Raw genomic sequence first — 23477 nt, 5'->3', positions numbered from 1 at the left:
GTATGCCTGGAAGACCGCGTCGACCTTATTGGGGCTGCTTCGCAGCCCAACGCGGGGCAAGCCCGCTCGCCACAACAAGCCCGCTCGCCACAACAAGCCTGCTTGCCACAAACAGTCTGCTTGCCACGACGAACCTGCTTGCCACAAGAGATTATGCATTTTGCGCCTCCAGCACTATCCGGCCACTGGAACAGGCCGCCACGCCATTGCGGTAGGCGAAGTACAGCTTGGCGCGCTCTGCATCAAAGCGCAGGTGCAGTTCGATACGGTCGCCCGGGCGTATCAGTTGCTGGAACTTGAGCACTTCCATGCCGGCAAAGGTCGTCGGCAGGTCCAGCAGTTGCTGGCCGAGGTTGAAGGCCCATTCCACCTGCACCACACCGGGCAGCACCGGAGTGACCGGGAAGTGGCCGCTGAAGTAAGCCAGGTCCGGCGGCACACTCAGTTGCAGGGTCCATTCGCCACCCGCTTCGACCTGCTCCAGCACTTCCGGTGCTTTTGGCCGTGGCGCCAGCAGCAGTGCTTCGACGTCGGCCTGCGGGAGCTTGCCCTGGCTGTTCAGCGGCAATTGGCGCAGCAGGCGCCAGCGCCGCGGCAGGGCCAGGGCTTCGCAATGCTGGCTGAGATGCTGGCGCAGGGTTTGGGTGACGGTGCGCCGGCCCTGATTGCGCAGGGCGTGCAGGCCTTCGGCGCTCAACACCACCAATGCGCCGAGGGACGCGCGATTTTCCTGTACCACGCCCAGGCGGGTTTCGGCGACCCAGGCGTGGGCCATCAGCGCCTGTTCGAGCATCGGCAGCGAGATGCGTTTTTCTTCCAGCTTGACGATGCGGTCCAGGCGACCCAGCAGCTCGAAATGGCCATCTGGATGGATTCGGGCAGCGTCAGCAGTCTGTTCAATATGCCCGGCGGGCAGGTAAGGCGAGGCGATACGCAGCGCGCCGTCGGCGTCCTGGCTCAGTTGCACGTCGGCGAATGGCTGCCAGGGTTGCGCGCCCTGGCGCCAGGCGATGCCGCCGGTCTCGGAGCTGCCGAGGATTTCCGTCGGCCATTGCTGCAGGCGCTCGTAAAGACGGGTGGCCGCCTCGAGGGGCAAGGCGCCGCCGGACGAGAACACCCTCGCCACCTGGCTCAGTGCCGGCCAGTCGAGGTTGTCGCCCATGCGTTTGAGCAGCGCCGGGCTGGCGACCCAGGCAAAGTGCGGGTGCTCGCGGCTGGCGCGCTGCAGGTCTTCGGGGAATGCCAGTTGCTTGCGCACAAAAGTGCGACCGGCGCACAGCGGCCACAGCACACGGAACAGCAAGCCGTAGATATGTTGGGTGGCGACGCTGCCGATGATGCACGCGTCTTTCACATCCGCGCCCCACAAGGCTTCCAGTGCCTGGACTTCATTGGCCAACTGACGCAGGGTCTTGTCGATGCGCTTGGGCTCGCCGCTGGAGCCGGAGGTGCACAGGCTCAGTTGGCAGGCGTCCAGGTCGAGGACTGCAGGGCTCAAGGGCGACTGATACAGCGCGTCGAGGTCGGCAGCTTCCACCAGCCAGGCGTCGACGGCCTCGTCCCAGCGTTGGCGGGTCTGGGGTTGCAGGTCGGCGGGCAGCAGCACGCTGACCCCGGCACGCCAGGCGCCCAGCAGGGCAATCGCCAGTACACCGGCGTCTTCCAGGTGCACGGCCAGGCGCTGGATGCCACGCGCCTGCAGGCCTGCGGCCAGGCTCAGGGCGTGTTCCCACAGTTCAGCGTGATTCATTGCAGGTTCGGTGGTGACCAAACGCTGTTGCAGCGGCTCGAGCAACAGGTGCTCAAGTTTCAACCCTTTCATACGCGGCCTCGAACCCTTTGTCGTACCAGCCATTCCACGGCAAACAACAGCCCCATCAGCCCGTAGGCGATCAGGCCGTTGTACAACGTCCACCAACTCAGCGGCGCCCACAGGGTGAGCGCGGCGGCGAGCAGGCCATTACACAGAAAAAACACACTCCACACCACGGTGACCTGGCGCGTATACACAATCGCGTGGGGGGGCAGCTGCGGGTCGGTCATGCGCGCCAGGCGCTCGACCATCGGCGGGCCATATTTCAGGCTCAGGCCGAACAGCGCGAGCATGAACGCGCTGACCAGGCTCGGGTACCAGCGCAGCAGGTGCGGGTTGTCGAACCAGGCCAGCAACAGGCAAAACACGATCACGGCCACCGCCATCCAGCGGCTGCCGGGGCGCCGCGCACCGGTCAGCGCGCGCAACAGCCACAAACTGCCGAGCAGCAGGCCGAATTGCCACGGCGCGAAGTGCTCGGTGCCGTAATACACCGCAAAGGGGTACAGCAGCCCCGCCAGCAACAGGCCAAGGCCGATCAGCCGGCTCATGCGGCCGGCGTGACCAGACGGTACACCGCCTCTACCACGTCGTTGACGGTGCGCACGGCCTTGAACTCTTCGGCAGCGATCTTCTTGCCGGTCTGGCGCTTGATATGGTCGATCAGGTCGACGGCGTCGATGCTGTCGATTTCCAGGTCCTGGTACAGGTTGGCGTCGAGAGTGACGCGCTCAGGCGGCAGTTCAAACAGTTCCACCAAGGCATCGCGCAGGGTGTTGAAAATATCGTCACGAGTTTGCATGGTCCGGTCTCAAGCTGCCTGTCTGGCCGTGACGAACGCCGCGAGGCTCGCCACGTTGGTGAAGTGATTGCGGGTGTCCTTGGCGTCGGCATCGATTTTGATGCCGTACTTTTTCTGGATCGCCAGGCCCAATTCCAGGGCGTCGACCGAATCCAGGCCCAGGCCTTCGCCGAACAGGGTTTGTTCGCTGCCGATGTCGTCGGCGCTGATGTCTTCCAGGCCCAGGGCCTCGATGATCAGCGTCTTTATGTCGTGCTCAAGGCGGTGTTGGTCGCTCATCTTCGGCGAGCTCCTTAATAAAATAGTGGTGCAGGTAATCGTTGAGCTTGCGTGAAGCCTGGGGCGCAGGCCCCAATGCCGCGAAGGCCTGTGGTTCTATATCGGCACCCACCCGCAAACTGAAGTGCACGCGGCATTTTGGGATGCGATACCAGGGTTCGGCCTTGGTCAGGGTGGTGGGGCTGACCTTGATCACCACGGGGGTGATGATTGTCGCACCGCGCAGCGCAATGGCGGCGCCCCCGCGATGAAAGGCAGGCGCCGCGCCGGGTGTGGTGCGGGTGCCTTCCGGAAAGATGATCAGGGTTTGCCCGGCCTGCAGCGCGCCGGCGGCGGCATCGAGCATCTCGGCGCTGCCGTCGTTGCTGATATAACCCGCGTCGCGCACCGGTCCACGGGTGAACGGGTTTTGCCACAGGCTTTGCTTGACCACACAGTTGGCCTGGCGCACCAGGCCGATCAGGAACACCACATCGATCAGCGACGGGTGGTTGGCGATGATCATCTGGCCCGGGCGGCCGAGCTTTTCCGCGCCTTCGACACTGAAGGTCAGCACCCCGGCGCGTTGCATCAGGCGGATAAAGAACCAGAACAGCCAACTGATGGTGTGACGGGCGCGGCGCCGGTGTTGGGTGGCGTCGCCCGGCAGGCAGCTGAGCAGGGGGAACACCAGCAAACGCAGGCACAGCCCGCCGAAACCGAACAGCACGAAGCTGGCTGCGGTGGCGATCAGGCGCCAGTAGTAGGCGTCCCGGGGTTTGTCGGTCAAGGCTTGCGTTGCCAGTTCCATACGCGGTTCTTCCAGGCATGTTGGCAGGCGACCTGGTCGGTGAGCAGGGTGCGCAGCAGGTTCAGGGCGTGAGGCCACTGGGTTTGAGTGGGTTGGACAGTGCCGGGGCTGAGTTCCAACTGCCACTCGTCGCCGGGCGTCAGCAGCAGGCCGAGGGCGTAGGGAAAAGGCACGTCGTGGATCCAGCTTGCGTAGGCCTCGGGCGGCTGTTCTTCGGTGATCACCAGCAAGACCGCCGAGGCCCCCTCGTTGAGCAGCGCGGCGGCTTCGAGCATGCCGTGCTCCAGGCCATCACCGGCGGCTGCCAGGGCGGTCATTTCGCTGGTTTCATTACGCAGGATCGACCACAGGCCAATCACCGCGTTATGCACCGACAGGCTGAACTGGGTCGGCGACAGTGGCTGGTCGTTGGCCAGGTCAGTGAGGATATCGAGGGTGCGCGGGGTCTCGCCGTGCCGGGAAATAAACACCAGGGGCAAGCCCTGCAGGCCTTCGGCCAGTGGCCAGCCCACGCTGAAGGCCATGCGCGCCAGGCGGCTCAGGCGCCGGCGCTGCATGGCCGGCAGGAATGACACGTCGGGGCAGGCTTCGCTTTCGGGCAGCAACACCGGATTCCGGCACCAGGCGTGCCAGTCGTCCGCGCTCTCCAGGCCAGGGGCCCAGGCGCGCCATTGGGCGATGTTGAAAGTGATCACTGAGAAGATATCCCGCCCCTGCGGGCTTCCATGTGCGGCCGTTGGCCCCGAATACCGGGACAGGGAGCAGTAGCCGAATGGCGCGCATTATCCCGTTGCCGTGGGGTTCTAGCAAACTTTGGTAAATATTTGTGCACGGCTGATTACAAATTAGTGGAGGGGATTTACACATTGTCGGTTACCGAAGGTCGGCTGGGTTGTCGGACCCTTCCTGATTCTTCGTGTGTGACGTACTACATGCCGACTTTAATGCAGCAGTGCATGGATGAACGAGGTAGCTAACAGGCGCTTTTGCCCTCTACACTCGGACATTCATTGATACACGGAGGTTTTTCCATGCGGCGTGTGGTGTTCAATCAGAAAGGCGGCGTTGGCAAGTCCAGCATCGCCTGCAACCTGGCGGCGGTCAGCGCCAGTGAAGGCTATCGAACCCTGTTGGTGGACCTCGATGCACAAGCCAACTCAACCCAGTACCTCACCGGGCTGACGGGCGACGATATCCCCATGGGGATCGCGGATTTTTTCAAGCAAACCCTGTCATCCGGGCCGTTTTCCAAGAAAAACCAGGTCGATATCTACGAAACGCCGTTCGACAACCTGCACGTCATCACCGCGACTGCTGAACTGGCGGACCTGCAGCCCAAGCTTGAGGCCAAGCACAAGATCAACAAGCTGCGAAAGCTGCTGGACGAATTGAGCGAAGATTACGACCGGATTTACCTGGATACGCCGCCGGCCCTGAATTTCTATGCGGTTTCGGCGCTGATTGCCGCCGATCGTGTGCTGATCCCCTTCGATTGCGACAGCTTCTCGCGCCAGGCCTTGTATGGCCTGCTGGCGGAAATCGAAGAATTGAAGGAAGACCACAACGAAGGCCTGGAAGTGGAAGGCATCGTGGTCAATCAGTTCCAGGCGCGGGCGAGCTTGCCGCAGCAGATGCTCGACGAGTTGATCGCCGAAGGCCTGCCGGTGCTGCCGGTGTACCTGGCCAGTTCGGTACGCATGCGTGAATCGCACCAGGAGAGCAAGCCGTTGATCCACCTGGACCCACGGCACAAGCTGACGCAGCAATTTGTGGAGCTGCACAACCTGCTGGAAAACGCCTGATCTGACAGGCAACGCTGACCTTAATGTGAAATGCAATCAGTGTGGGAGCTGGCTTGCCTGCGATGGCATCGCCTCGGTGTATCAGGCAGACCGAATCGCCTGCATCGCAGGCAAGCCAGCTCCCACATTTGATAGGTGTTGTTCTCAGGAGGGAGTTATACGCCCTGGCTGCGTAACCACGCCATCAACTGCGGTAAAGGAAACGCTCCACTCTGGCGTGCCACTTCGCGGCCGTTCTTGAACAGAATCAAACTCGGGATCGAGCGAATCCCCAACTGCGCCGACAACTGCTGATTGGCCTCGCTGTCGAGCTTGGCCAATCGGCACTTGCCCTCCAGCTGCCCAGCCGCTTGCTCAAACACCGGCGCAAATGACTTGCACGGCCCGCACCATTCAGCCCAGACATCCACCAGCAACGGCAAATCGCCTTTGATCTGACTGGTGTAGTCACCTTGTTTCAGCTCGAACGGCGTGTTCAGCAAAACCGGCTGTTTGCAGCGCCCGCATTTTGGTGCATCGCCCAGGCGTTCGCCGGGGATGCGGTTGAGGCCATTGCAATGGGGGCACGGGATTACGAGAGGTTCGGACATGGTGGGCTCCTGGAATGACCAATAGCTTCTAAGTGGAGCCGGGGCAGATAGTTATCAAGGTTGTAATGAGCGGGACACGCCCGCTCACTACAACAGTAGCGCCTACGACGAACAACTGATCTCCAAATGCTTGCCCCAATCCGGCGGCCGCTGCGCGTACTGTTCCATACCCGCTTGCTCCTCGAACGGCTTGGAAAGCACCTCGTGCAGCCGCCGCACTTCGCTGTAATCGCCGGACTCGGCGGCGGTGATGGCGTTTTGTGCGAGGTAGTTGCGCAGGATGTACAGCGGGTTGACCGCATGCATGCGCGCGCGTCGCTGTGCTTCAGTGTATTCCCCGTCCCTTGCCACGCGGGCTGTGTAGCGTTCGGCCCAGGCGTCGAATCCGGCCAGGTCGACAAAATCATCACGCAAGCGGGTCACGGCCAGTGCCGCTGGTTCATCGCCCAGGCGCCGGAAGAACAGGGTGTAATCCACACCGCTGTTCTGCATCAGCTTCAATAAGCGCTCGACCAGCGCTTGATCATCGTCCTCGGCGGTGGTCAGCCCCAAACGACGGCGCATCAGGTCCAGGTAGTGGGCCTGATACAGCGGCAGGTACAGGCCCAGCGCTTCCTTCAAGGCATCGACGCTGATGAACGGCGTCAACGCCTGCGCCAGGGCGCTGAGGTTCCATTGGCCGATCGGCACCTGGTTGCTGAAGGAATAGCGCCCTTCATGGTCCGAGTGGTTGCAGATGAAGTGCGCGTCAAAGTCGTCGAGAAACGCAAACGGCCCGAAGTCGAAGGTGATGCCGAGGATCGACATGTTGTCGGTGTTCATCACGCCGTGGCAGAAGCCGTAGGCCTGCCATTTGGCGATCATCTCGGCATTGCGCTCGACGATCTCACGGAACATCGCCAGGTACGGCTCAGGCTGCTCGCGGCACTCGGGGTAGTGCAGGTTGAGCACGTGCTCGGCCAATTGCGCCTGCTGTTCGGGCTTTTTGGTGTAGTAGAAATATTCGAAATGGCCGAAGCGGACATGGCTGTGGGCCAGGCGCAGCACCATTGCGCCGCGCTCCTGTTTCTCACGCCACACCGGGGTATCGGAGCCGATCACGCAGAGGGCCCGGCTGCTGGGAATGCCCAGCGCGTGCAGCGCTTCTGAGGCCAGGAACTCCCGAATCGACGAACGCAGCACCGCGCGCCCATCGCCCATGCGCGAGTACGGCGTCATGCCGGCGCCCTTGAGGTGCAGGTCCCAGTGCTCGCCGGCCTGGTTGTACACCTCGCCCAGCAGCAGCCCCCGGCCATCGCCCAATTGTGGCGTGTAGCCACCGAACTGATGCCCGGAATAGACCATCGCCCGCGGTTCCGCCTCGGCCCACAGCTTGTGGCCGCCAAACAGCTCGGCGAACACCGGCGTTTCAGCCACGGCCGGGTCGAGGTCGAGCAAGGCCATGGCGGCCTCGCTCGCCACCACAAGGCGCGGCGCATCGAGGGGTTCAGGCAGGACGTGGGTTGAGAACGCGTCGCCCAGGCGTGCGAAGCGGTTGTCGAAGGTCAGTTCGTCGAGGGCTTTCACCGGCCATCTCCAGCAGAATGTCCGAGCATTCTGCTGGGGATAGGGCGTTTAGTCGAGTTTACCCGGCGGCGGTTCTTGCACGCCGCCGTCGTTGGCGGGTTTGGCCGGGGTGTCGACTTCGACGAGTTTGTATTCCTGGCCGTGGAGGTTCTTCAGGTAGACCTCCATCTGGCGGAACGAAATGTTGATGTGCTCTTTCTTGAACTCGCGGTTGATAAAGCGGTTCACTTCGTCGATCACCGGGTTGCGGTCGCCCAGGTCGCGCACGTGCATGCGCAGTTCGTGGTCGAGGGTGCTTTCGCCGAAGTTGAGGAAGTACACGTGTGGCTCCGGCTCCTTGAGCACTCGCGGGTTTTCGCGGGCGGCCTTGAGCAGCAGTTCCTTCACGCGGTCCAGGTCGGAGCCGTAGTCCACGCCAAGCTTGAGGGTGACGCGGGTGATGGTGTCGGTCAGTGACCAGTTGATCAGTTGCCCGGTGATGAAGGTCTTGTTCGGGACAATGATGTCCTTGCGGTCGAAATCGGTGATGGTGGTGGCGCGGATGCGGATCTTGCTCACTGTGCCCGACAGGTTGCCGATGGTGATGGTGTCGCCGATCCGCACCGGGCGTTCGAACAGGATCATGATGCCGGAGATGAAGTTGGCGAAGATTTCCTGCATCCCGAAGCCCAATCCCACCGACAGCGCCGCGACCAGCCATTGCAACTTGTCCCAGCTCACGCCGAGGGTCGACAGGGTCGAGACAAAGCCGACGCCGGCAATCACATAGGACAGCAAGGTGGTGGTCGCGTACGCGCTGCCCTGCGCCAGGTCCAGCTTGGACAGCACCAGCACTTCCAGCAAGCCGGGCAGGTTGCGCGCCAGGGCGAAGGTGATGCCGACAATGATCGACGCCCCCAGCAGGTCGCCGATGCTGATCGGCACCATGCTGATATTGGCGCCGGTGCCGCTGGTGTATTCGTAGAGCGTGACGTTGTCGAGGTAAGAGAACACGGTGATCAGGTCTTTCCAGACCCAATACAGCGCCGCGATAAAGCCGCCGAGCAAGGCCAGGCGGATCAGGCGCATGGATTGTTCGTTGACCTGCTCGATGTCCAGCGTCGGCTCTTCGATCACTGCCTCGCCATCGCCGGCTTCCTTGGCAGCCTGGCGTTTGGCCAGGGCGCGTGCGTAAGCCAGTCTCCGCGCGGCGACACCCAGGCCGCGTACGAAAGTGGCTTCGATCACCAACCAGAACATCAACAGGTACAGGGTGTTGATCAGCCGGTCGCTGAGTTTGAGCGCGGTGTAGTAGTAGCCGAACAGCACCGCGATAAACAGCGCGATGGGCAGGGCGGTGAACAGCAGGCCCACGGCTTTGCGAAACAGCGAGGCTTTTTCATGCGTCGGGCTGTTCAGCAGCAGGCGCCCCAGCAGCCAGGCCATCAGTGCGTAGCACAGCAGCACCACGCCGATGCCCAGCACGTCGTCGGCCAATGCCGCCGGTTGATGCTCGGCAATTGCCACCACCGCCACCAGGGCCAGCACCACCAGCCCGAGCTTGCGCACCCAGCCCTGGAGGAATTCGACCTGGGGTTTCTCCCAACGGAAGTGCAGCTCGGCCACGCCACCCGGCGCGAGGATGCGGTAGGCGGTGTAGAACACCAGCCACGCCTGGGCGATCTGCAGCAAGGCCGCGCCGAGGTTGGCGTTTTGCCCACGGGCGTCAATCTGCAGCGCATACCCGCACAGCGCCAGGCCCAGGGCTACCGGCATCGCCAGCAGGATATTGATCAGGATGGCCTGCGGCGTGTGCCACTGGCTGTCGCGCTTGAAGTGACCGATGTCCAGATGGACCTTGTTCAGGCGCTGGTACAGGGCTTTGCGGCGCCACAACAGCGCGCCGATCAACAGCAGCAGCGGCAGGAACAGCAGCGGACGCTGGGTCAGGCCGTCGTACAACTCGCTGACGCTGGAAGCCCAGGGCAGGGTGGTGACTTGCTTGCTCAGGTGCGCCGGCACGGTTTCCAGCCACTCGGTGTCCAGCGGCTTGTTGCTGGGGATCCAGAACATTTGCTCATCCAGCGTCGCGCGCAGGGTGGTGGCGGTGCTGAGCAGTTGTTTCTGGTTCAGTTGCAGGGTGATGGATTCGTTCAGCAGCGCGCTCAGCTCACGGCTCAGGCGCTCCAGCAGGTCGCTGCGAGTGATCGCCAGCTCCAGCAGGGTGCGACGCAATTGTGGCGTGACGTCTTCCGGTGGCTGGTTGGCCAGCAGGTTGTCGACGTAGGTGCTCGGGGAACTGATCAGCTCGCGCTGCTGGTTGACCTCGAACTGGTACAAGCGAATGTTGGCGATATCATCGGCCAGGTCGCGGTCCACCGTCAGGCGCGGCAATGCCTGCTTTTGTTTGTAGAGAATCTTGGAGAGCAGCAGGCTGCCCTTGAGCACGTTGATCTGCTCGTCCAGCGCCGAATCGCTCTGGGTCACGGTGTCCAGTTGCTGCTTGGTCTGCAGGTTTTTCTGGGTCAGGTCGTTGAGGCGGTCGGTGCTTTTGAGCAGGTAGTCGGACAGTTTCAGGTTGGCCGCGCTCTCGGTCGCCAGCAGGCTGCTGCCGCCGGCCTTCTGCGCCTCGATGGACTGCTGGGTTACCGTCTGCTGGGACTGGGCCAGGCGTTTCTGGTTGATCAGGGTTTGCAGGTCCTGGATTTCCTGCTCCAGGCGCGCGGTTTTCTCCACCACCAGGTCGTGCTGGCTATTGCCCAGGTCTTGCAGTTGGCTGTTGCCGGCCAGTTCCTGGCGACGCAAAGGGATCAGCGCATTCAGGGCGGCGAGTTCAGCGTTCAGTTGGTTGCGCTGGTCGCCGCTGATGGTTTTGCCATTGTCCTTGCCGGCCTTGAGGATCGCATTGATCTGCTGGATGCGCGTCTGGCTGTTGCTGATTTCGGTCTGGGCGCGCTCGGGGCGGGTCTGGGCGGCAATGGTCAGGCTGTTGGCGTCGGCCAGTTCTTTTTGCAGGTCACCTTGCTGGGTGGTGCGCTGCACCAGCAGTTGTTCCAGCTGTGGCACCGGCAGGCTGGCGTAGCGCTGGGCGACCGGGATGACCTTGGTGGCCTTGAGCCGGGTCAGCTCACGCTGGTTGTCGGTGGTCTGGCGCGGGGCGTCCTCCAGCTGGCGCTTGAGGTCGATGAGGCGCTGCTCGTAATCCTGCTTGTTGCCCAGGTAATTCAGGGTCTGCTGCAGGATCGACTGCAACGCCTTCATGTCGGCGTCGGGCAGCTTGCGATCGGGCAGCTTGTCCAGGGATTGCTGGATGGCGTCGGCGCTGGGCGGATCGGCGGCGTGTACGCTGCCGACACAAAGGGTCAGGCCCAGCAGGGCAGTGGCGAGAAAAGTGCGCAGGATTGGCATAGAGACCGGTCGAGCAAGGTGAAGAATCGGGGCGTTGTCGCCCCGCAGTTTAGAGGAAGAGTCCGGGACCCGGGCGACTTCCTTCGGGGAATCTGACGCCGACTTTGCCGATCTTGTTCCCGTCCATGACCGCGACGGTCCAGATGGTGTTGTTCCATTCCACCTGGTCGCCCACCACCGGCGCGCCGCCGACTTTCTGGGTGATGAAGCGGCTGAGGGGCATGTCCGGGTCGATGCCTTCGAGCTTGAGGCCGTACAGGGCGGAAACCGCGCCCAGCTGGGCGTCGCCTTCAAGCACGAAGTCGCCGAAGAAGCGCAGGTCCAGGCCGCGTTGCGGTGCCTGGCTGAACAGTTTGCCCAGGGCTGGCAGGTTGTGTTCGTGGCCGATCACACAGAGCAGGTCGTCGACTTCCAGCACCGTACTACCCGACGGATGGAGCAGTTGCTGACCACGGAACAGCGCGGCGATCCGCGTGCCTTCGGGCATTTTCAGCTCGCGCAGGGCTGCGCCGATGCACCATTTTTCCGCGCCCAGGCGGTAGACGAACAGCTCCCACTCGCTGGTGACGTGCACTTCCAGGGCCGCGCGCGAGATGGGCGCAGGGTCCGGCGGTACCGTCACTTTCAGCAGCTTGGCCACCCACGGCAGGCTGGTGCCCTGCACCAGCAATGACACCAGCACGATAAAGAAGGCGAGGTTGAAGTACAGCTGCGCATGCGGCAGGCCGGCCATCAGCGGGAACACCGCCAGGATGATCGGTACCGCGCCACGCAGGCCGACCCAGGCGATGAAGGCTTTTTCGCGGCCATGGAACGCCTTGAACGGCAGCAGGCCGACCATCACCGACAGCGGCCGCGCGAACAGGATCATCCACAGCGCCAGGCCCAGGGCCGGCAGCGCGATCGGCAGCAAGTCGTGGGGCGTGACCAGCAGGCCCAGCACCAAAAACATGCCGATCTGGGCGAGCCAGGCCATGCCGTCGAGCATATGCAAAATGCCATGACGGCTGCGCACCGGGCGGTTGCCGATCACCAGGCCGCACAGGTACACGGCGAGGAAGCCGCTGCCGTGCAGGGCGTTGGTCAGGGCGAACACCACCAGGCCGCCGGCGATCACCAGGATCGGGTACAGGCCCGTGGCCAGGTTGATGCGGTTGACCATCTGCAGCATCAGCCAGCCGCCGCCCAGGCCGACGATGCCGCCGATGCCGAATTCGCGCACCAGGTGCGTCAGCAGGCTCCAGTGCAGGCCGGTCTGGCCGCTGGCAAGCATGTCGATCAGGGTGACGGTGAGGAACACCGCCATCGGGTCGTTGCTGCCGGACTCGATTTCCAGGCTGGCGGTGACCCGCTCGTTCAGGCCCTTGCCGCCCAGCAGCGAGAACACTGCCGCGGCGTCCGTGGAACCGACGATGGCGCCGATCAACAGGCCCTGGATGATATTGAGGTCAAACAGCCAGGCCGCGGCCATGCCGGTGAGGCCGGTGGTGATCAGCACCCCGACCGTGGCCAGCGACAACGCCGGCCACAACGCCACGCGAAAACTTGCGACCCGTGTACGCAGGCCGCCGTCCAGCAGGATCACGGCCAGCGCGAGGTTGCCCACCAGGTAGGCGGTCGGGTAGTTATCGAAAATGATGCCGCCGCCATCGACGCCGGCGACCATGCCCACGGCCAGGATGATCACCAGGATCGGGATGCCCAGGCGGGACGAAAGGGAACTCACCAGAATGCTTGCACCCACCAGCAACGCGCCGATCAAGAACAGGCTGTTGATGGTCGTCGCATTCAAAGGCAGTACTCCATGAGTAAACAAGACGGGGCGCAAACTGACCATGCAGTCTGCGTGCCAGCGATTCTAACCTGTTGAATTGCTGCGCTGTCAAAAAGGTTTTGTGGCGCGATGAAGATCAAATGTGGGAGCTGGCTTGCCTGCGATAGCATCGCCTCGGTGAGCCTGATTCACCGAGGTGCCTGCATCGCAGGCAAGCCAGCTCCCACAAGGGATCAGCGCTGCCAGGAGGGCTTTGGTTCAGAGCCTGAACCGCCCCACCATCCCATTCAAATCCACCGCCAGGCGCGACAGCTCACTGCTCGCCGCACTTGTCTGGCTGGCGCCGGTGGCTGATTGCACCGACAAATCACGGATGTTCACCAGGTTACGGTCCACTTCCCGCGCCACTTGCGCCTGCTCTTCCGCCGCGCTGGCGATCACCAGGTTGCGCTCGTTGATCTCCACGATGGCGGTGTTGATGGTGTCCAGCGACATCCCCGCGCCCTTGGCGATGTTGAGTGTCGATTCCGCACGTTCGGTGCTGTTGCGCATCGAGTCCACTGCGTGCTCGGTGCCGGCCTGGATGCTGCCGATCATCCGCTCGATCTCGCTGGTGGACTGCTGGGTACGGTGGGCCAGGGCGCGCACTTCATCGGCAACCACGGCAAAGCCACGGCCGGCTTCCCCGGCACGCGCGGCTTCAATGGCGGCGTTGAGGGCCAGCAGGTTGGTCTGGTCGGCCAGGCCGCGAATCACGTCCAGCACCTTGCCGATATCCCGGGACTCATTGGCCAGGTCGCCGATCAAGGTAGCGGTGGCTTGCACGTCGCCGCTCATGCGCTCGATCGCGCTGACGGTTTCCTGTACCAGGTCACGCCCGTCGCCGGCGGAAGTGGTGGCATTGCGCGAGGCTTCGGAGGTGCTCACCGCATTGCGCGCGACTTCTTCGACGGCGCTGGTCATCTCGTTGACGGCCGTGGCGGCCTGTTCGATTTCGTTGTTTTGCTGGGTCAGGCCGCGGGCGCTTTCGTCGGTGACGGCGTTCAGCTCTTCAGCCGCCGATGCCAGCTGGGTGGCGGAGCCGGCGATACGCTGCAGGGTGTCGCGCAGCTTGTCCTGCATCTTGGCCATGGCCGCCAAAAGGCGCCCGGCTTCGTCGTTGCCGTCAATCTTGATCGGCCGCGTCAGGTTGCCTTCGGCGATTTCTTCAGCGGCGCCCAATGCCTGGGAAATCGGCAAGGTGATGCTGCGGGTCAGCAGCCAGGCGAACAGCAGGGTCAGCGCGGTGGCGATCACCAGCAGGCCCACCACCAGGTCAAAGGCCAGGTCGTACTGGTCTTCGGCTTGCTGGTTGGTGGCCAGGGCCATCTTGTTATTGAGGTCCAGCAGGCGCGTGAGCACCGCGTTGACCTGCTCGGAGTTGCTCAGCAGTTCGGTGTTGAGCAGGCTGCGCAACTCGTCCACCTGATTGGCGCGCGACAGGCTTTTCATGCGCTCTTCGATCTGATGGTACTGGCCGAGCAGGCGCACGTATTCGTCGTAGGTCGAACGCTCCTCGCTGCTCTCGATCAGCTTCTCGTAGACCGCCTGGGCCGTACGGATCTGCTGGTTGCGCAGCTCGAAAGCCTCGAGGGTTTTCTGCTGCACCTCCGGCTCGCGGTTGGTCAGCAAGCGATAGGACAGGACCCGCAGGCGCAAAGTGAGTTGGGTGAACTCATCCAGGGCGCGAATGCTCGGCACGCTGGACAGCGTGATGTCTTCGGTGGCGCCACGGATTTTGCTCATCTGGTTCAGGGCGAACACACCGAGAAACAACATCAGGGCACCAATCAGCGCGAAGCCGAGGAAGGCCCTCGGAGCAATATTCATATTACGAAGCGACATGCGGAAATCCTGGGGAGAAGCGCGATCCGTGCGGTCATGAGACGGGGTGTCCCTCTCTATCGGACGTACGACTAAAGTCTAAAGGGCGCTGTGCGTTTTTGTCGCACCTGACGAGGGGTTGCGCTGATTCAGGAACCAGATGGGGGAAATGCAGTCACTAAGGCTCGAAAGCGTGGCCCGGCCCTTAAAAAACGGGCTGCGCGCCGGGGATAACCCTGGCATCCGAGGTGAATTTTCTTTATCGTCACCGCCCTTTGAAAAAGCCCGAGAAATCAAAATGTTAGAAGCATCCCTCAGCCAACTGGAACAACTGGTCAGCGATCTGGTACAGCAGAATCAGGATCTACTGGGCAGCAACGAATCCCTCAAGGCCGAACTGGCTCGCGCCAAGGATGAGAACGACAGCCTGCAATTGAACCTGATGGAACAGGAAGAAAAGCATGGCGCCACCGCCGCGCGTATCCAGGCGTTGGTTGAGCGCGTGAGCGCAGGGCCTGTCAGCGCATGAATGAAGGGATAAAGGTCGTTTCGATTCTCGGAGAGGATTACTCGATCAAGGCACCGGCAGGGGAGGACAAGACCCTGATGCACGCCGTGACCATGCTCAAGGCGTCCCTGGCCACCACCAAGAAAAAGTACCCGACCCTGATCGGTGACAAGCTACTGGTGCTGGCGGCGCTGAACCTGTGCGCCGAGCAGATCGAAATGCAGCAGGCTCACCAGCAGGAACTCGACCGTTACCAAGAGCAAGTCAGCGCCACGGTCGATGTGATTTCCAAGGTGATCGGACAACCTTAGGGGTCAGAACCACTCATCCTGCATGCCGAGGCACGTGTCATCACGTGCTTCGAGAATCGCCAGTTCATGATGGCAGCTTGGTACTTCCCAGGTCAGGAAGTACCGAGCGGCCTGGAGCTTGCCTTTGTAGAAGGCCACATCCGCCGCATTGCCCCTGGCCAAGCCTTCCTCGGCGCGAATCGCCTGTTCCAGCCAGCGCCAGCCAATCACCGTATGCCCGAATACCTTCAGGTACAGCGCCGAATTCGCCAGGCTGCTGTTGACCTTGCCGTGGGCGAGATCCGTCAGCAGGCCGATGGTCACGCTTTGCAAGCGGTTGACCAAGTGCTCCAGCGGTTCCCTGAGTGGGGTGAGGCTTGGGTATTGCTGCGCACGCGCACCGGTTTCGGCGATCAGTCTGATGAGTTGCTTTAAGCCCGCCCCGCCGTTCTGTGCGAGCTTGCGCCCGAGCAAATCCAGGGATTGGATGCCATGGGTGCCTTCATGGATCGGGTTCAGGCGGTTATCGCGGTAGTACTGTTCTACCGGGTATTCACGGGTGTAGCCGTGGCCGCCGAGAATCTGGATAGCCAACTCGTTGGCCTTGAGGCAGAACTCCGAGGGCCAGGATTTGACGATGGGGGTCAGCAAGTCCAGCAATTCGTGGGCGTGCTTGCGCTCGGCTTCGGTTTCCAGGGTGGTGGTGTCGTCGAACAGCCGCGCGGCGTAGAGGCCCAGATCGAAGGCGCCTTCAACGTAGGATTTCTGGGTCAGCAGCATGCGTTTTATGTCCGCGTGCTGAATGATCGAGACCGGCGCAGTGGTGGGATCCTTGCTGTCCGGCAGGCGACCTTGCGGGCGTTCACGGGCGTACTCCAGGGAGTAGAGGTAGCCGGCATAACCGAGCATGACCGCGCCCATGCCCACGCCGATGCGCGCCTCATTCATCATCTGGAACATGCAGCTCAACCCCTGGTGCGGCTTGCCCACCAGGTAGCCGACACAGTGGCCGTTGTCGCCGAAATTCAGTGCCGTGGACGTGGTGCCGCGCCAGCCCATCTTGTGGAACAGCCCCGCCAGCAACACGTCGTTGCGTTCCCCCAGGCTGCCGTCGTCGTTGACCAGGAATTTGGGCACGATAAACAGCGAAATGCCCTTCACCCCAGGCGGCGCGTCCGGCAGCTTGGCCAGCACCATATGCACGATGTTTTCCGACAGCGGATGATCGCCGCCGGAGATGAAGATCTTATTGCCTTTGAGTCGATAGCTACCGTCAGCCGCTGGCTCTGCGCGTGTACGAATATCCGACAGGGATGAACCGGCATGTGGCTCAGTAAGGGCCATGGTGCCGAAGAAGCGGCCCTCGATCATCGGCTGCAGGAAGCGTTGTTTCTGCTCCTCGGTGCCGAAGCTTTCAATCAGGTTGGCGGCACCCATGGTCAGGAACGGATACGACGTGGACGCGGCGTTGGCCGACTGGAAATGCGCGAAACAGGCCTGCGACAGCAGGGTGGGCAGTTGCATGCCGCCCGCTTCGAAACTGCGCGCCGCGTTGAGGAAGCCGGCTTCGAGGAACGCATCCACCGCCGGCTTCACTTCCGGAATCAGGATGGCCTTGCCGTCTTCATAGCGCGGTTCGTTTTCGTCGTTTTTGCGGTTGTGCGGTGCGAAGTACTTCTCGGCAATGCTGCGTGCCGTGCTGATGGCTGCATCGAAGGTTTCGCGATTGTGCTCGGCAAACCGCTCGCGCTGCGTCAGGCCCTCGGCATCGAGGACTTCATACAGCTCGAAAGCCAGATTGCGGGAACTGAGCAGCGTCTCGGACATGGCGGCTTACCTTTGAAAAGTATGCCGCAGTCTAGAAGCGCTGATAAAAAGGGGGAAGGAACATAGATGGGGGTGATGGGAGGACACAAGCTTCAGCTACAAGCTACAAGCTACAAGCTACAAGCAGCTTGAGGCTTGAGGCTTGCAGCTTAGAAGGTTTAGCCGATGGTCATGAGGCTGGCGTTACCGCCTGCTGCAGCGGTGTTAACGCTCAACGCCCGCTCAATCACCAGGCGTTCCAGCGCAATCGCGGTCTCGCCTTGCGACAAACCATGCACCCCGACAATCGCCCCGCCACGCTGGGCCACTTGCTGGCACACCGCACGCAGTTGATCGGAATCACCGTGGTGCAGGACGGCGTCGAACACCACGTCATCCTTGGTCCAGTCGGCCACGCGCTTGATCTTCGCCTGAATCTCCTTCGGCAGGCGTGGAAACAAGGCCTTGGTCAGGTCGGTTTCCGGCCATACCGCAGAGCCGCCAACAGCCAGCACCGCCGCCAGTTGAGTCAGCAGGTCGCCTTCTACGTCCGCCAGGCACAGCACGTGTTCGCGGGGCAGGATGGCGTAGCTGTTGCGCTCGCCAGTCGGGCCAGCCAACTGACGCGTGATACCGCTTTGCGATTGCGCGGCGAACTGGCTGCACAGGGCGCTCAGGTCGCTGAACTGATTGCTGTCCGCCCAGGTTTTCAGGGCGGTCAGCGGTTGGCTCATGGCGTCGCGCAAACGGACATCCGGTGCAGCCAGTGCGTCGCCACGCACGAAGGATTGTTCGATGGCATCGGTAGGACGGGTCGACAGCAGGCGGTACAGGTACAGCGGACCACCGGCTTTCGGGCCGGTCCCCGACAGGCCTTCGCCGCCGAACGGCTGCACGCCGACCACGGCACCAACAATGTTGCGGTTGACGTAGACGTTACCGGCATTGACGTTGTCGATCACCTTGGCGATGGTCTCGTCGATACGGGTGTGCACGCCCAGGGTCAGGCCATAGCCGGACGCATTGATCTGCGCGATGAGCTGGTCGATCTCTTTGCGCTTGTAGCGCACCACGTGCAGCACCGGGCCGAAGATCTCGCGTTGCAGTTCGTCGAAGCTTTCCAGCTCGATCAGGGTCGGCATCACGAAGGTGCCACGCTTGATCTCTTCGCCGTCGGCAATGGCCACCTGGTACACGTTGCGGCCTTTGTCGCGCATGGCCTGGATGTGTTTCTCGATGCCGGCCTTGGCTTCGGCGTCGATCACCGGGCCGATGTCCACGGACAGGCGCTCCGGGTTGCCCAGGCGGCATTCAGCCATGGCGCCCTTGAGCATTTCTATCACGCGGTCTGCCGAATCTTCCTGCAGGCACAGGACACGCAGGGCCGAGCAACGCTGGCCGGCACTGTCGAAGGCCGAGGACACTACGTCGATGACCACTTGCTCGGTCAGCGCCGAAGAATCGACGATCATCGCGTTCTGGCCACCGGTTTCGGCGATCAGTGGGATCGGACGGCCCTGGGCATCCAGGCGGCCGGCGACATTGCGTTGCAGCAGGCGCGCGACCTCGGTGGAACCAGTGAACATCACACCTTTGACGCGTTCATCACCGACCAGGCGCGCACCGACGCTTTCGCCCTGACCCGGCAGCAGTTGCAGCACACCTTCCGGAATACCGGCTTCAAGCAGGATGCGCACGGCTTGGGCCGCCACCAGCGGCGTTTGCTCGGCAGGCTTGGCCAGTACCGGGTTGCCGGCAGCCAGTGCGGCAGCGACCTGGCCACTGAAGATTGCCAGCGGGAAGTTCCACGGGCTGATGCAGACCACCGGACCCAGTGGGCGGTGGGCGTCGTTGGTGAAATCGTTGCGTGCCTGCACCGCGTAGTAGCGCAGGAAGTCCACGGCTTCGCGCACTTCGGCGATGGCGTTGGCGAAGGTCTTGCCGGCTTCGCGAGCCAGCAGGCCCATCAGTGGCTGGATCTCGCCTTCCATCAGGTCGGCGGCACGTTCCAGGATCGCGGCGCGCTCGGCGGGCGGGGTGGCCTGCCAGATCGGGCCGGCATTGATGGCGCACTGGATGGCGTTGTCGACGTCTTCGACGGTGGCTTCCTGGACGTGACCGACCACATCACGCAGGTCGGACGGGTTCAGCACCGGTGCAGCAGGCTGGTCGCTGGAGGCGCAACCGAGCATCGGGGCGGCCTTCCAGTGGTTGTGCGCGGTGGCAAGCAACGCGCAGGACAGCGACGCCAGACGGTGTTCGTTGGCCAGATCGATGCCGGCCGAGTTGGCGCGGTCGCTGCCATACAGGTCGCGGGGCAGCGGGATACGCGGGTGCGGCAGGCCGAAGCCGCCTTCCAGCGTCGCCATCTGCTCGATGCTGGCCACCGGATCGGCCACCAGCTCCTGGATCGAGATGGACTGGTCGGCAATCCGGTTGACGAACGAGGTGTTGGCGCCGTTTTCCAGCAGGCGACGCACCAGGTACGCCAGCAGCGTTTCGTGGGTGCCGACCGGTGCGTACACGCGGCACGGACGATTCAGCTTGCCGTCGGAGACCTTGCCTACAACTTGCTCGTACAGTGGCTCACCCATGCCGTGCAGGCATTGGAACTCGTACTGGCCGGGGTAATAGTTCTGACCAGCGATATGGTAGATGGCCGACAAGGTGTGGGCGTTATGCGTGGCGAACTGCGGGTAGATGACTTCCGGCACCGACAGCAGTTTGCGTGCACAGGCGATGTAGGAAACGTCGGTGTACACCTTGCGGGTGTAGACCGGATAGCCTTCCAGGCCTTCAACCTGGGCGCGCTTGATTTCGCTGTCCCAGTACGCGCCTTTCACCAGGCGGATCATCAGGCGATGGCGGCTGCGGCGGGCCAGGTCGATAACGTAGTCGATCACATACGGGCAACGCTTCTGGTAGGCCTGGATCACAAAGCCGATGCCGTTCCAGCCGGTCAGCTGTGGTTCGAAGCACAGGCGTTCGAGCAGATCCAGCGACAGCTCCAGGCGGTCGGCTTCTTCGGCGTCGATGTTCAGGCCGATGTCGTATTGCTTGGCCAGCAGGGTCAGGGACAGCAGGCGCGGGTACAGCTCGTCCATCACGCGCTCGTATTGCGCACGGCTGTAACGCGGGTGCAATGCCGACAGCTTGATGGAGATGCCTGGGCCTTCATAAATCCCACGACCGTGAGAGGCTTTGCCGATCGAGTGGATGGCTTGTTCGTACGAGGCCAGGTATTTCTGGGCATCGTGTTCGGTCAGGGCGGCTTCCCCGAGCATGTCGTAGGAATAGCGGAAGCCCTTGGCTTCGAACTTGCTCGCGTTGGCCAGGGCTTCGGCGATGGTTTCGCCGGTGACGAACTGCTCGCCCATCAGGCGCATGGCCATGTCGACGCCCTTGCGGATCATCGGCTCGCCGCTCTTGCCGATGATGCGGCTCAGGGACGAGGTCAAGCCTGCTTCGTTATGCGTGGCGACCAGTTTGCCGGTCAGTAACAGGCCCCAGGTGGCGGCGTTGACGAACAGCGACGGGCTGTTGCCCAGGTGCGGCTGCCAGTTGCCGGTGCTGATCTTGTCGCGGATCAGCGCATCGCGGGTGCCCTTGTCCGGGATGCGCAGCAGCGCTTCGGCCAGGCACATCAGTGCGACGCCTTCCTGGGACGACAGGGAAAATTCCTGCAGCAGGCCCTGAACAATACCGGCACGGCCGCCGGCACTCTTCTGATTACGTAGTTTTTCGGCAATCGAGGCGGCCAGCTTGTTGGTGGCTTCGGCCATGGGCTGCGGCAGGCGGGCCTGCTCGATCAGCATCGGCACCACTTCCGGCTCAGGGCGACGGTAAGCGGCGGTGATCGAGGCGCGCAGTACGGATTGCGGCAGGATGCTCTCGGCAAACTCCAGGAAGCATTGGTGGGCGTGGTCGGCCTGGACTTCGCCGGCGTCATCTGCGTCCTTGCTGCTCAAGCCATTCAGCTCGGTCAGGGTTGCACCACCCTCGAGTTTCTCCAGGTAATTGAAAATCGCCTGCTTGATCAGCCAGTGCGGCGTGCGATCAATCGAGGTCGCGGCGGCCTTCAGGCGTTCGCGGGTCGGGTCGTCGAGTTTGACCCCAAGGGTGGTCGTAGCCATTTTTTTATCCTCATGGGTGCCACTACCGAGTGGCATCAGCTGGCGGCAAGATTAGCTTTGCGCCTGCAGAGGTGCAACCGGGTGCAACCCATTTTCTTCATGAATTTTTCGATCGTGATCGGGAAAAAATCTGGCCCTCGACGGAATTCGCTGCGAGTTGGTGCATTTGCTTCTGAGATCGGCTGTTCTTGCTCCGAAAAGGAGCAAAAACGCGCTGATTGCTGCAATACACACCTAGGTGCAACTTATTCTCAAGAAACTGGTTGCACCTTATTTGCTTTGTTGAATAGCATTCGCGCCCAAGGTGCAACCACCTTAACGGTTCGGTTCATCGGCTGACGGCTTTCCTGGGGAAACGTCAGTCATAAATGCGCGGCACGCCGGTTCGTCTCCCCAACTAGCAATGGGGTAGCCGTCCGCGAGACCGCTGCTACATAAAAACAAAGCCAGGGCGTCACTCATATGAGCGTTAGTAATCCCACCCTGATCACGTTTGTGATCTACATCGCAGCAATGGTGCTGATCGGCTTCATGGCCTATCGCTCCACCAACAACCTTTCCGACTACATCCTCGGCGGTCGCAGCCTCGGCAGCGTGGTCACCGCCCTGTCGGCCGGTGCTTCGGATATGAGCGGCTGGCTGTTGATGGGCTTGCCGGGCGCGATCTACATGTCCGGCCTGTCGGAAAGCTGGATCGCCATCGGCCTGATCGTCGGTGCCTACCTCAACTGGCTGTTCGTGGCCGGTCGCCTGCGGGTACAGACCGAGCACAACGGCGACGCCCTGACCCTGCCGGACTACTTCTCCAGCCGTTTCGAAGATAAAAGCGGCCTGCTGCGGATCATCTCTGCGGTGGTGATCCTGGTGTTCTTCACTATTTATTGCGCTTCCGGCATCGTGGCCGGCGCCCGCCTGTTCGAAAGCACCTTCGGCATGTCCTACGAGACTGCGCTGTGGGCCGGCGCGGCTGCGACGATTGCCTACACCTTTGTGGGTGGTTTCCTGGCGGTGAGCTGGACCGACACCGTACAAGCCACGCTGATGATTTTCGCGCTGATCCTCACGCCGATCATCGTGCTGCTGGCCACCGGTGGCGTCGACACCACCTTCCTGGCGATCGAAGCCAAGAACCCCGACAACTTCAACATGCTGAAGAACACCACTTTCATCGGCATTATCTCGCTGATGGGCTGGGGCTTGGGTTACTTCGGCCAGCCGCACATCCTCGCGCGTTTCATGGCAGCGGACTCGGTGAAGTCGATTGCCAATGCGCGTCGCATCTCCATGACCTGGATGATCCTGTGCCTGGGCGGTACCGTGGCGGTGGGCTTCTTCGGTATCGCCTACTTCTCGGCGCACCCGGAAGTGGCCGGCCCGGTCAACGAGAACCACGAGCGTGTGTTCATTGAGCTGGCCAAGCTGCTGTTCAACCCATGGATTGCGGGCGTGTTGCTGTCGGCCATCCTGGCAGCGGTCATGAGCACCTTGAGCTGCCAGTTGCTGGTATGTTCGAGCGCGCTGACTGAAGACTTCTACAAGACCTTCCTGCGCAAAAATGCTTCCCAGGTCGAGCTGGTGTGGGTCGGCCGCGCCATGGTGCTGGTAGTGGCGCTAATCGCTATCGCCATGGCTGCCAACCCGAACAACCGTGTGCTGGGCCTGGTGAGCTATGCCTGGGCCGGCTTCGGTGCCGCGTTCGGTCCTGTGGTACTGATCTCGGTGATCTGGAAAGGCATGACCCGCAACGGCGCACTGGCCGGGATCCTGGTCGGCGCGATCACCGTAATCGTGTGGAAGCACTTCGAATTGCTCGGCCTGTACGAAATCATCCCAGGCTTCATCTTCGCCAGCCTGGCGATCTACTTCGTCAGCAAGCTGGGCGCACCGACCGCCGGCATGATCGAGCGTTTTGATGCTGCGGAAAAAGACTACAACCTCAACAAGTAATTCGCCGGGCGCTGAGCGCCTGATGAGTTAAAGAAAAGGCCCGCATCCTACGGATGGCGGGCCTTTTTTTGCGTGTGATTTCAGACGAGCCAAAGAAGATTCTGACGCACCTATGTAGGGTTTTACT

The 23477-nt window shown here is 62.2% G+C and carries 16 protein-coding genes and 2 pseudogenes; 4 read left to right on the top strand and 14 right to left on the bottom strand.

Annotated features, from left to right (window positions below):
• Positions 1–151: 151 nt before the first annotated feature.
• The 6 genes from AC07OJ_RS19280 to AC07OJ_RS19255 are packed head-to-tail and all read right to left on the bottom strand — an operon-like array spanning position 152 to position 4379.
• Positions 152–1822, bottom strand: a complete 1671-nt coding sequence (locus tag AC07OJ_RS19280) for an ApeI family dehydratase (RefSeq protein ID WP_495094997.1) — start codon at positions 1820–1822, stop codon at positions 152–154.
• Positions 1819–2364, bottom strand: a complete 546-nt coding sequence (locus AC07OJ_RS19275; protein WP_065899980.1) for a COG4648 family protein — start codon at positions 2362–2364, stop codon at positions 1819–1821. Before AC07OJ_RS19275 ends, AC07OJ_RS19280 begins: the two co-directional genes overlap by 4 nt.
• Positions 2361–2615, bottom strand: a complete 255-nt coding sequence (locus AC07OJ_RS19270; RefSeq protein WP_016979215.1) for an acyl carrier protein — start codon at positions 2613–2615, stop codon at positions 2361–2363. The genes AC07OJ_RS19275 and AC07OJ_RS19270 overlap by 4 nt, the downstream gene beginning before the upstream one ends.
• A gap of 9 nt (positions 2616–2624) precedes the next feature.
• On the bottom strand, positions 2625–2894 hold the full coding sequence (locus AC07OJ_RS19265; protein WP_065899982.1) for a phosphopantetheine-binding protein: 270 nt from the start codon (positions 2892–2894) through the stop codon (positions 2625–2627).
• On the bottom strand, positions 2872–3684 hold the full coding sequence (locus AC07OJ_RS19260) for a lysophospholipid acyltransferase family protein (protein WP_065899984.1): 813 nt from the start codon (positions 3682–3684) through the stop codon (positions 2872–2874). The genes AC07OJ_RS19265 and AC07OJ_RS19260 overlap by 23 nt, the downstream gene beginning before the upstream one ends.
• Entirely contained in the window at positions 3660–4379 is a 720-nt protein-coding gene (locus AC07OJ_RS19255; RefSeq protein ID WP_495094996.1) for a beta-ketoacyl synthase chain length factor, read from the bottom strand. The genes AC07OJ_RS19260 and AC07OJ_RS19255 overlap by 25 nt, the downstream gene beginning before the upstream one ends.
• A gap of 336 nt (positions 4380–4715) precedes the next feature.
• Between AC07OJ_RS19255 and AC07OJ_RS19250 the strand changes: the two genes are divergently transcribed.
• Positions 4716–5486: a ParA family protein gene (locus AC07OJ_RS19250; RefSeq protein ID WP_065899988.1), complete on the top strand. Its 771-nt coding sequence runs from the start codon at positions 4716–4718 to the stop codon at positions 5484–5486.
• Positions 5487–5641: 155 nt separating this feature from the next.
• Here the strand turns inward: AC07OJ_RS19250 and trxC are convergent, their stop codons facing one another.
• The 6 genes and pseudogenes from trxC to AC07OJ_RS19220 form a co-directional block, all read right to left on the bottom strand.
• Entirely contained in the window at positions 5642–6076 is a 435-nt protein-coding gene (gene trxC, locus AC07OJ_RS19245; protein WP_495094995.1) for a thioredoxin TrxC, read from the bottom strand.
• Between the two features lie 102 nt (positions 6077–6178).
• Positions 6179–7642 (bottom strand): protein adenylyltransferase SelO, encoded by a 1464-nt coding sequence (gene selO, locus AC07OJ_RS19240; protein ID WP_495094994.1) that lies wholly within the window; start codon positions 7640–7642, stop codon positions 6179–6181.
• Positions 7643–7690: 48 nt separating this feature from the next.
• Positions 7691–11029, bottom strand: coding sequence for a mechanosensitive channel MscK (mscK, locus tag AC07OJ_RS19235; RefSeq protein ID WP_106805357.1), 3339 nt, complete (start codon positions 11027–11029; stop codon positions 7691–7693).
• A gap of 49 nt (positions 11030–11078) precedes the next feature.
• Positions 11079–12821 (bottom strand): potassium/proton antiporter, encoded by a 1743-nt coding sequence (locus AC07OJ_RS19230; RefSeq protein ID WP_065899995.1) that lies wholly within the window; start codon positions 12819–12821, stop codon positions 11079–11081.
• Between the two features lie 240 nt (positions 12822–13061).
• Positions 13062–13661 (bottom strand): annotated as a pseudogene (locus AC07OJ_RS19225) (methyl-accepting chemotaxis protein); the annotation flags it as partial.
• Positions 13662–13964: 303 nt separating this feature from the next.
• A pseudogene (locus AC07OJ_RS19220) lies at positions 13965–14621 on the bottom strand (MCP four helix bundle domain-containing protein); the annotation flags it as partial.
• A gap of 343 nt (positions 14622–14964) precedes the next feature.
• On the opposite strand from AC07OJ_RS19220, the gene AC07OJ_RS19215 reads away from it, so the two are divergent.
• Together AC07OJ_RS19215 and AC07OJ_RS19210 are read left to right on the top strand one after the other, a co-directional pair.
• A complete protein-coding gene (locus AC07OJ_RS19215) occupies positions 14965–15195 on the top strand; it encodes a hypothetical protein (RefSeq protein WP_012721849.1) in 231 nt (76 codons plus the stop codon).
• Positions 15192–15485, top strand: a complete 294-nt coding sequence (locus AC07OJ_RS19210; RefSeq protein WP_065899998.1) for a cell division protein ZapA — start codon at positions 15192–15194, stop codon at positions 15483–15485. Before AC07OJ_RS19215 ends, AC07OJ_RS19210 begins: the two co-directional genes overlap by 4 nt.
• 3 nt (positions 15486–15488) lie before the next feature.
• Here AC07OJ_RS19210 and AC07OJ_RS19205 read toward each other — a convergent pair whose 3' ends face one another.
• A complete protein-coding gene (locus AC07OJ_RS19205) occupies positions 15489–17291 on the bottom strand; it encodes an acyl-CoA dehydrogenase (protein WP_495094993.1) in 1803 nt (600 codons plus the stop codon).
• 158 nt (positions 17292–17449) lie between these two features.
• Positions 17450–21403, bottom strand: coding sequence for a trifunctional transcriptional regulator/proline dehydrogenase/L-glutamate gamma-semialdehyde dehydrogenase (gene putA, locus AC07OJ_RS19200; protein ID WP_106805354.1), 3954 nt, complete (start codon positions 21401–21403; stop codon positions 17450–17452).
• 462 nt (positions 21404–21865) lie between these two features.
• Here putA and putP point away from each other — a divergent pair, with 462 nt between their 5' ends.
• Positions 21866–23350 (top strand): sodium/proline symporter PutP, encoded by a 1485-nt coding sequence (gene putP / locus AC07OJ_RS19195; protein ID WP_065900004.1) that lies wholly within the window; start codon positions 21866–21868, stop codon positions 23348–23350.
• Positions 23351–23477 lie beyond the last annotated feature (127 nt).

The sequence above is a fragment of the Pseudomonas sp. GW821-FHT09C08 genome (assembly GCF_059418125.1).
The sequence above is the reverse complement of the archived record's forward strand: the minus strand, read 5'-3'. Positions and strand labels throughout refer to the sequence as shown.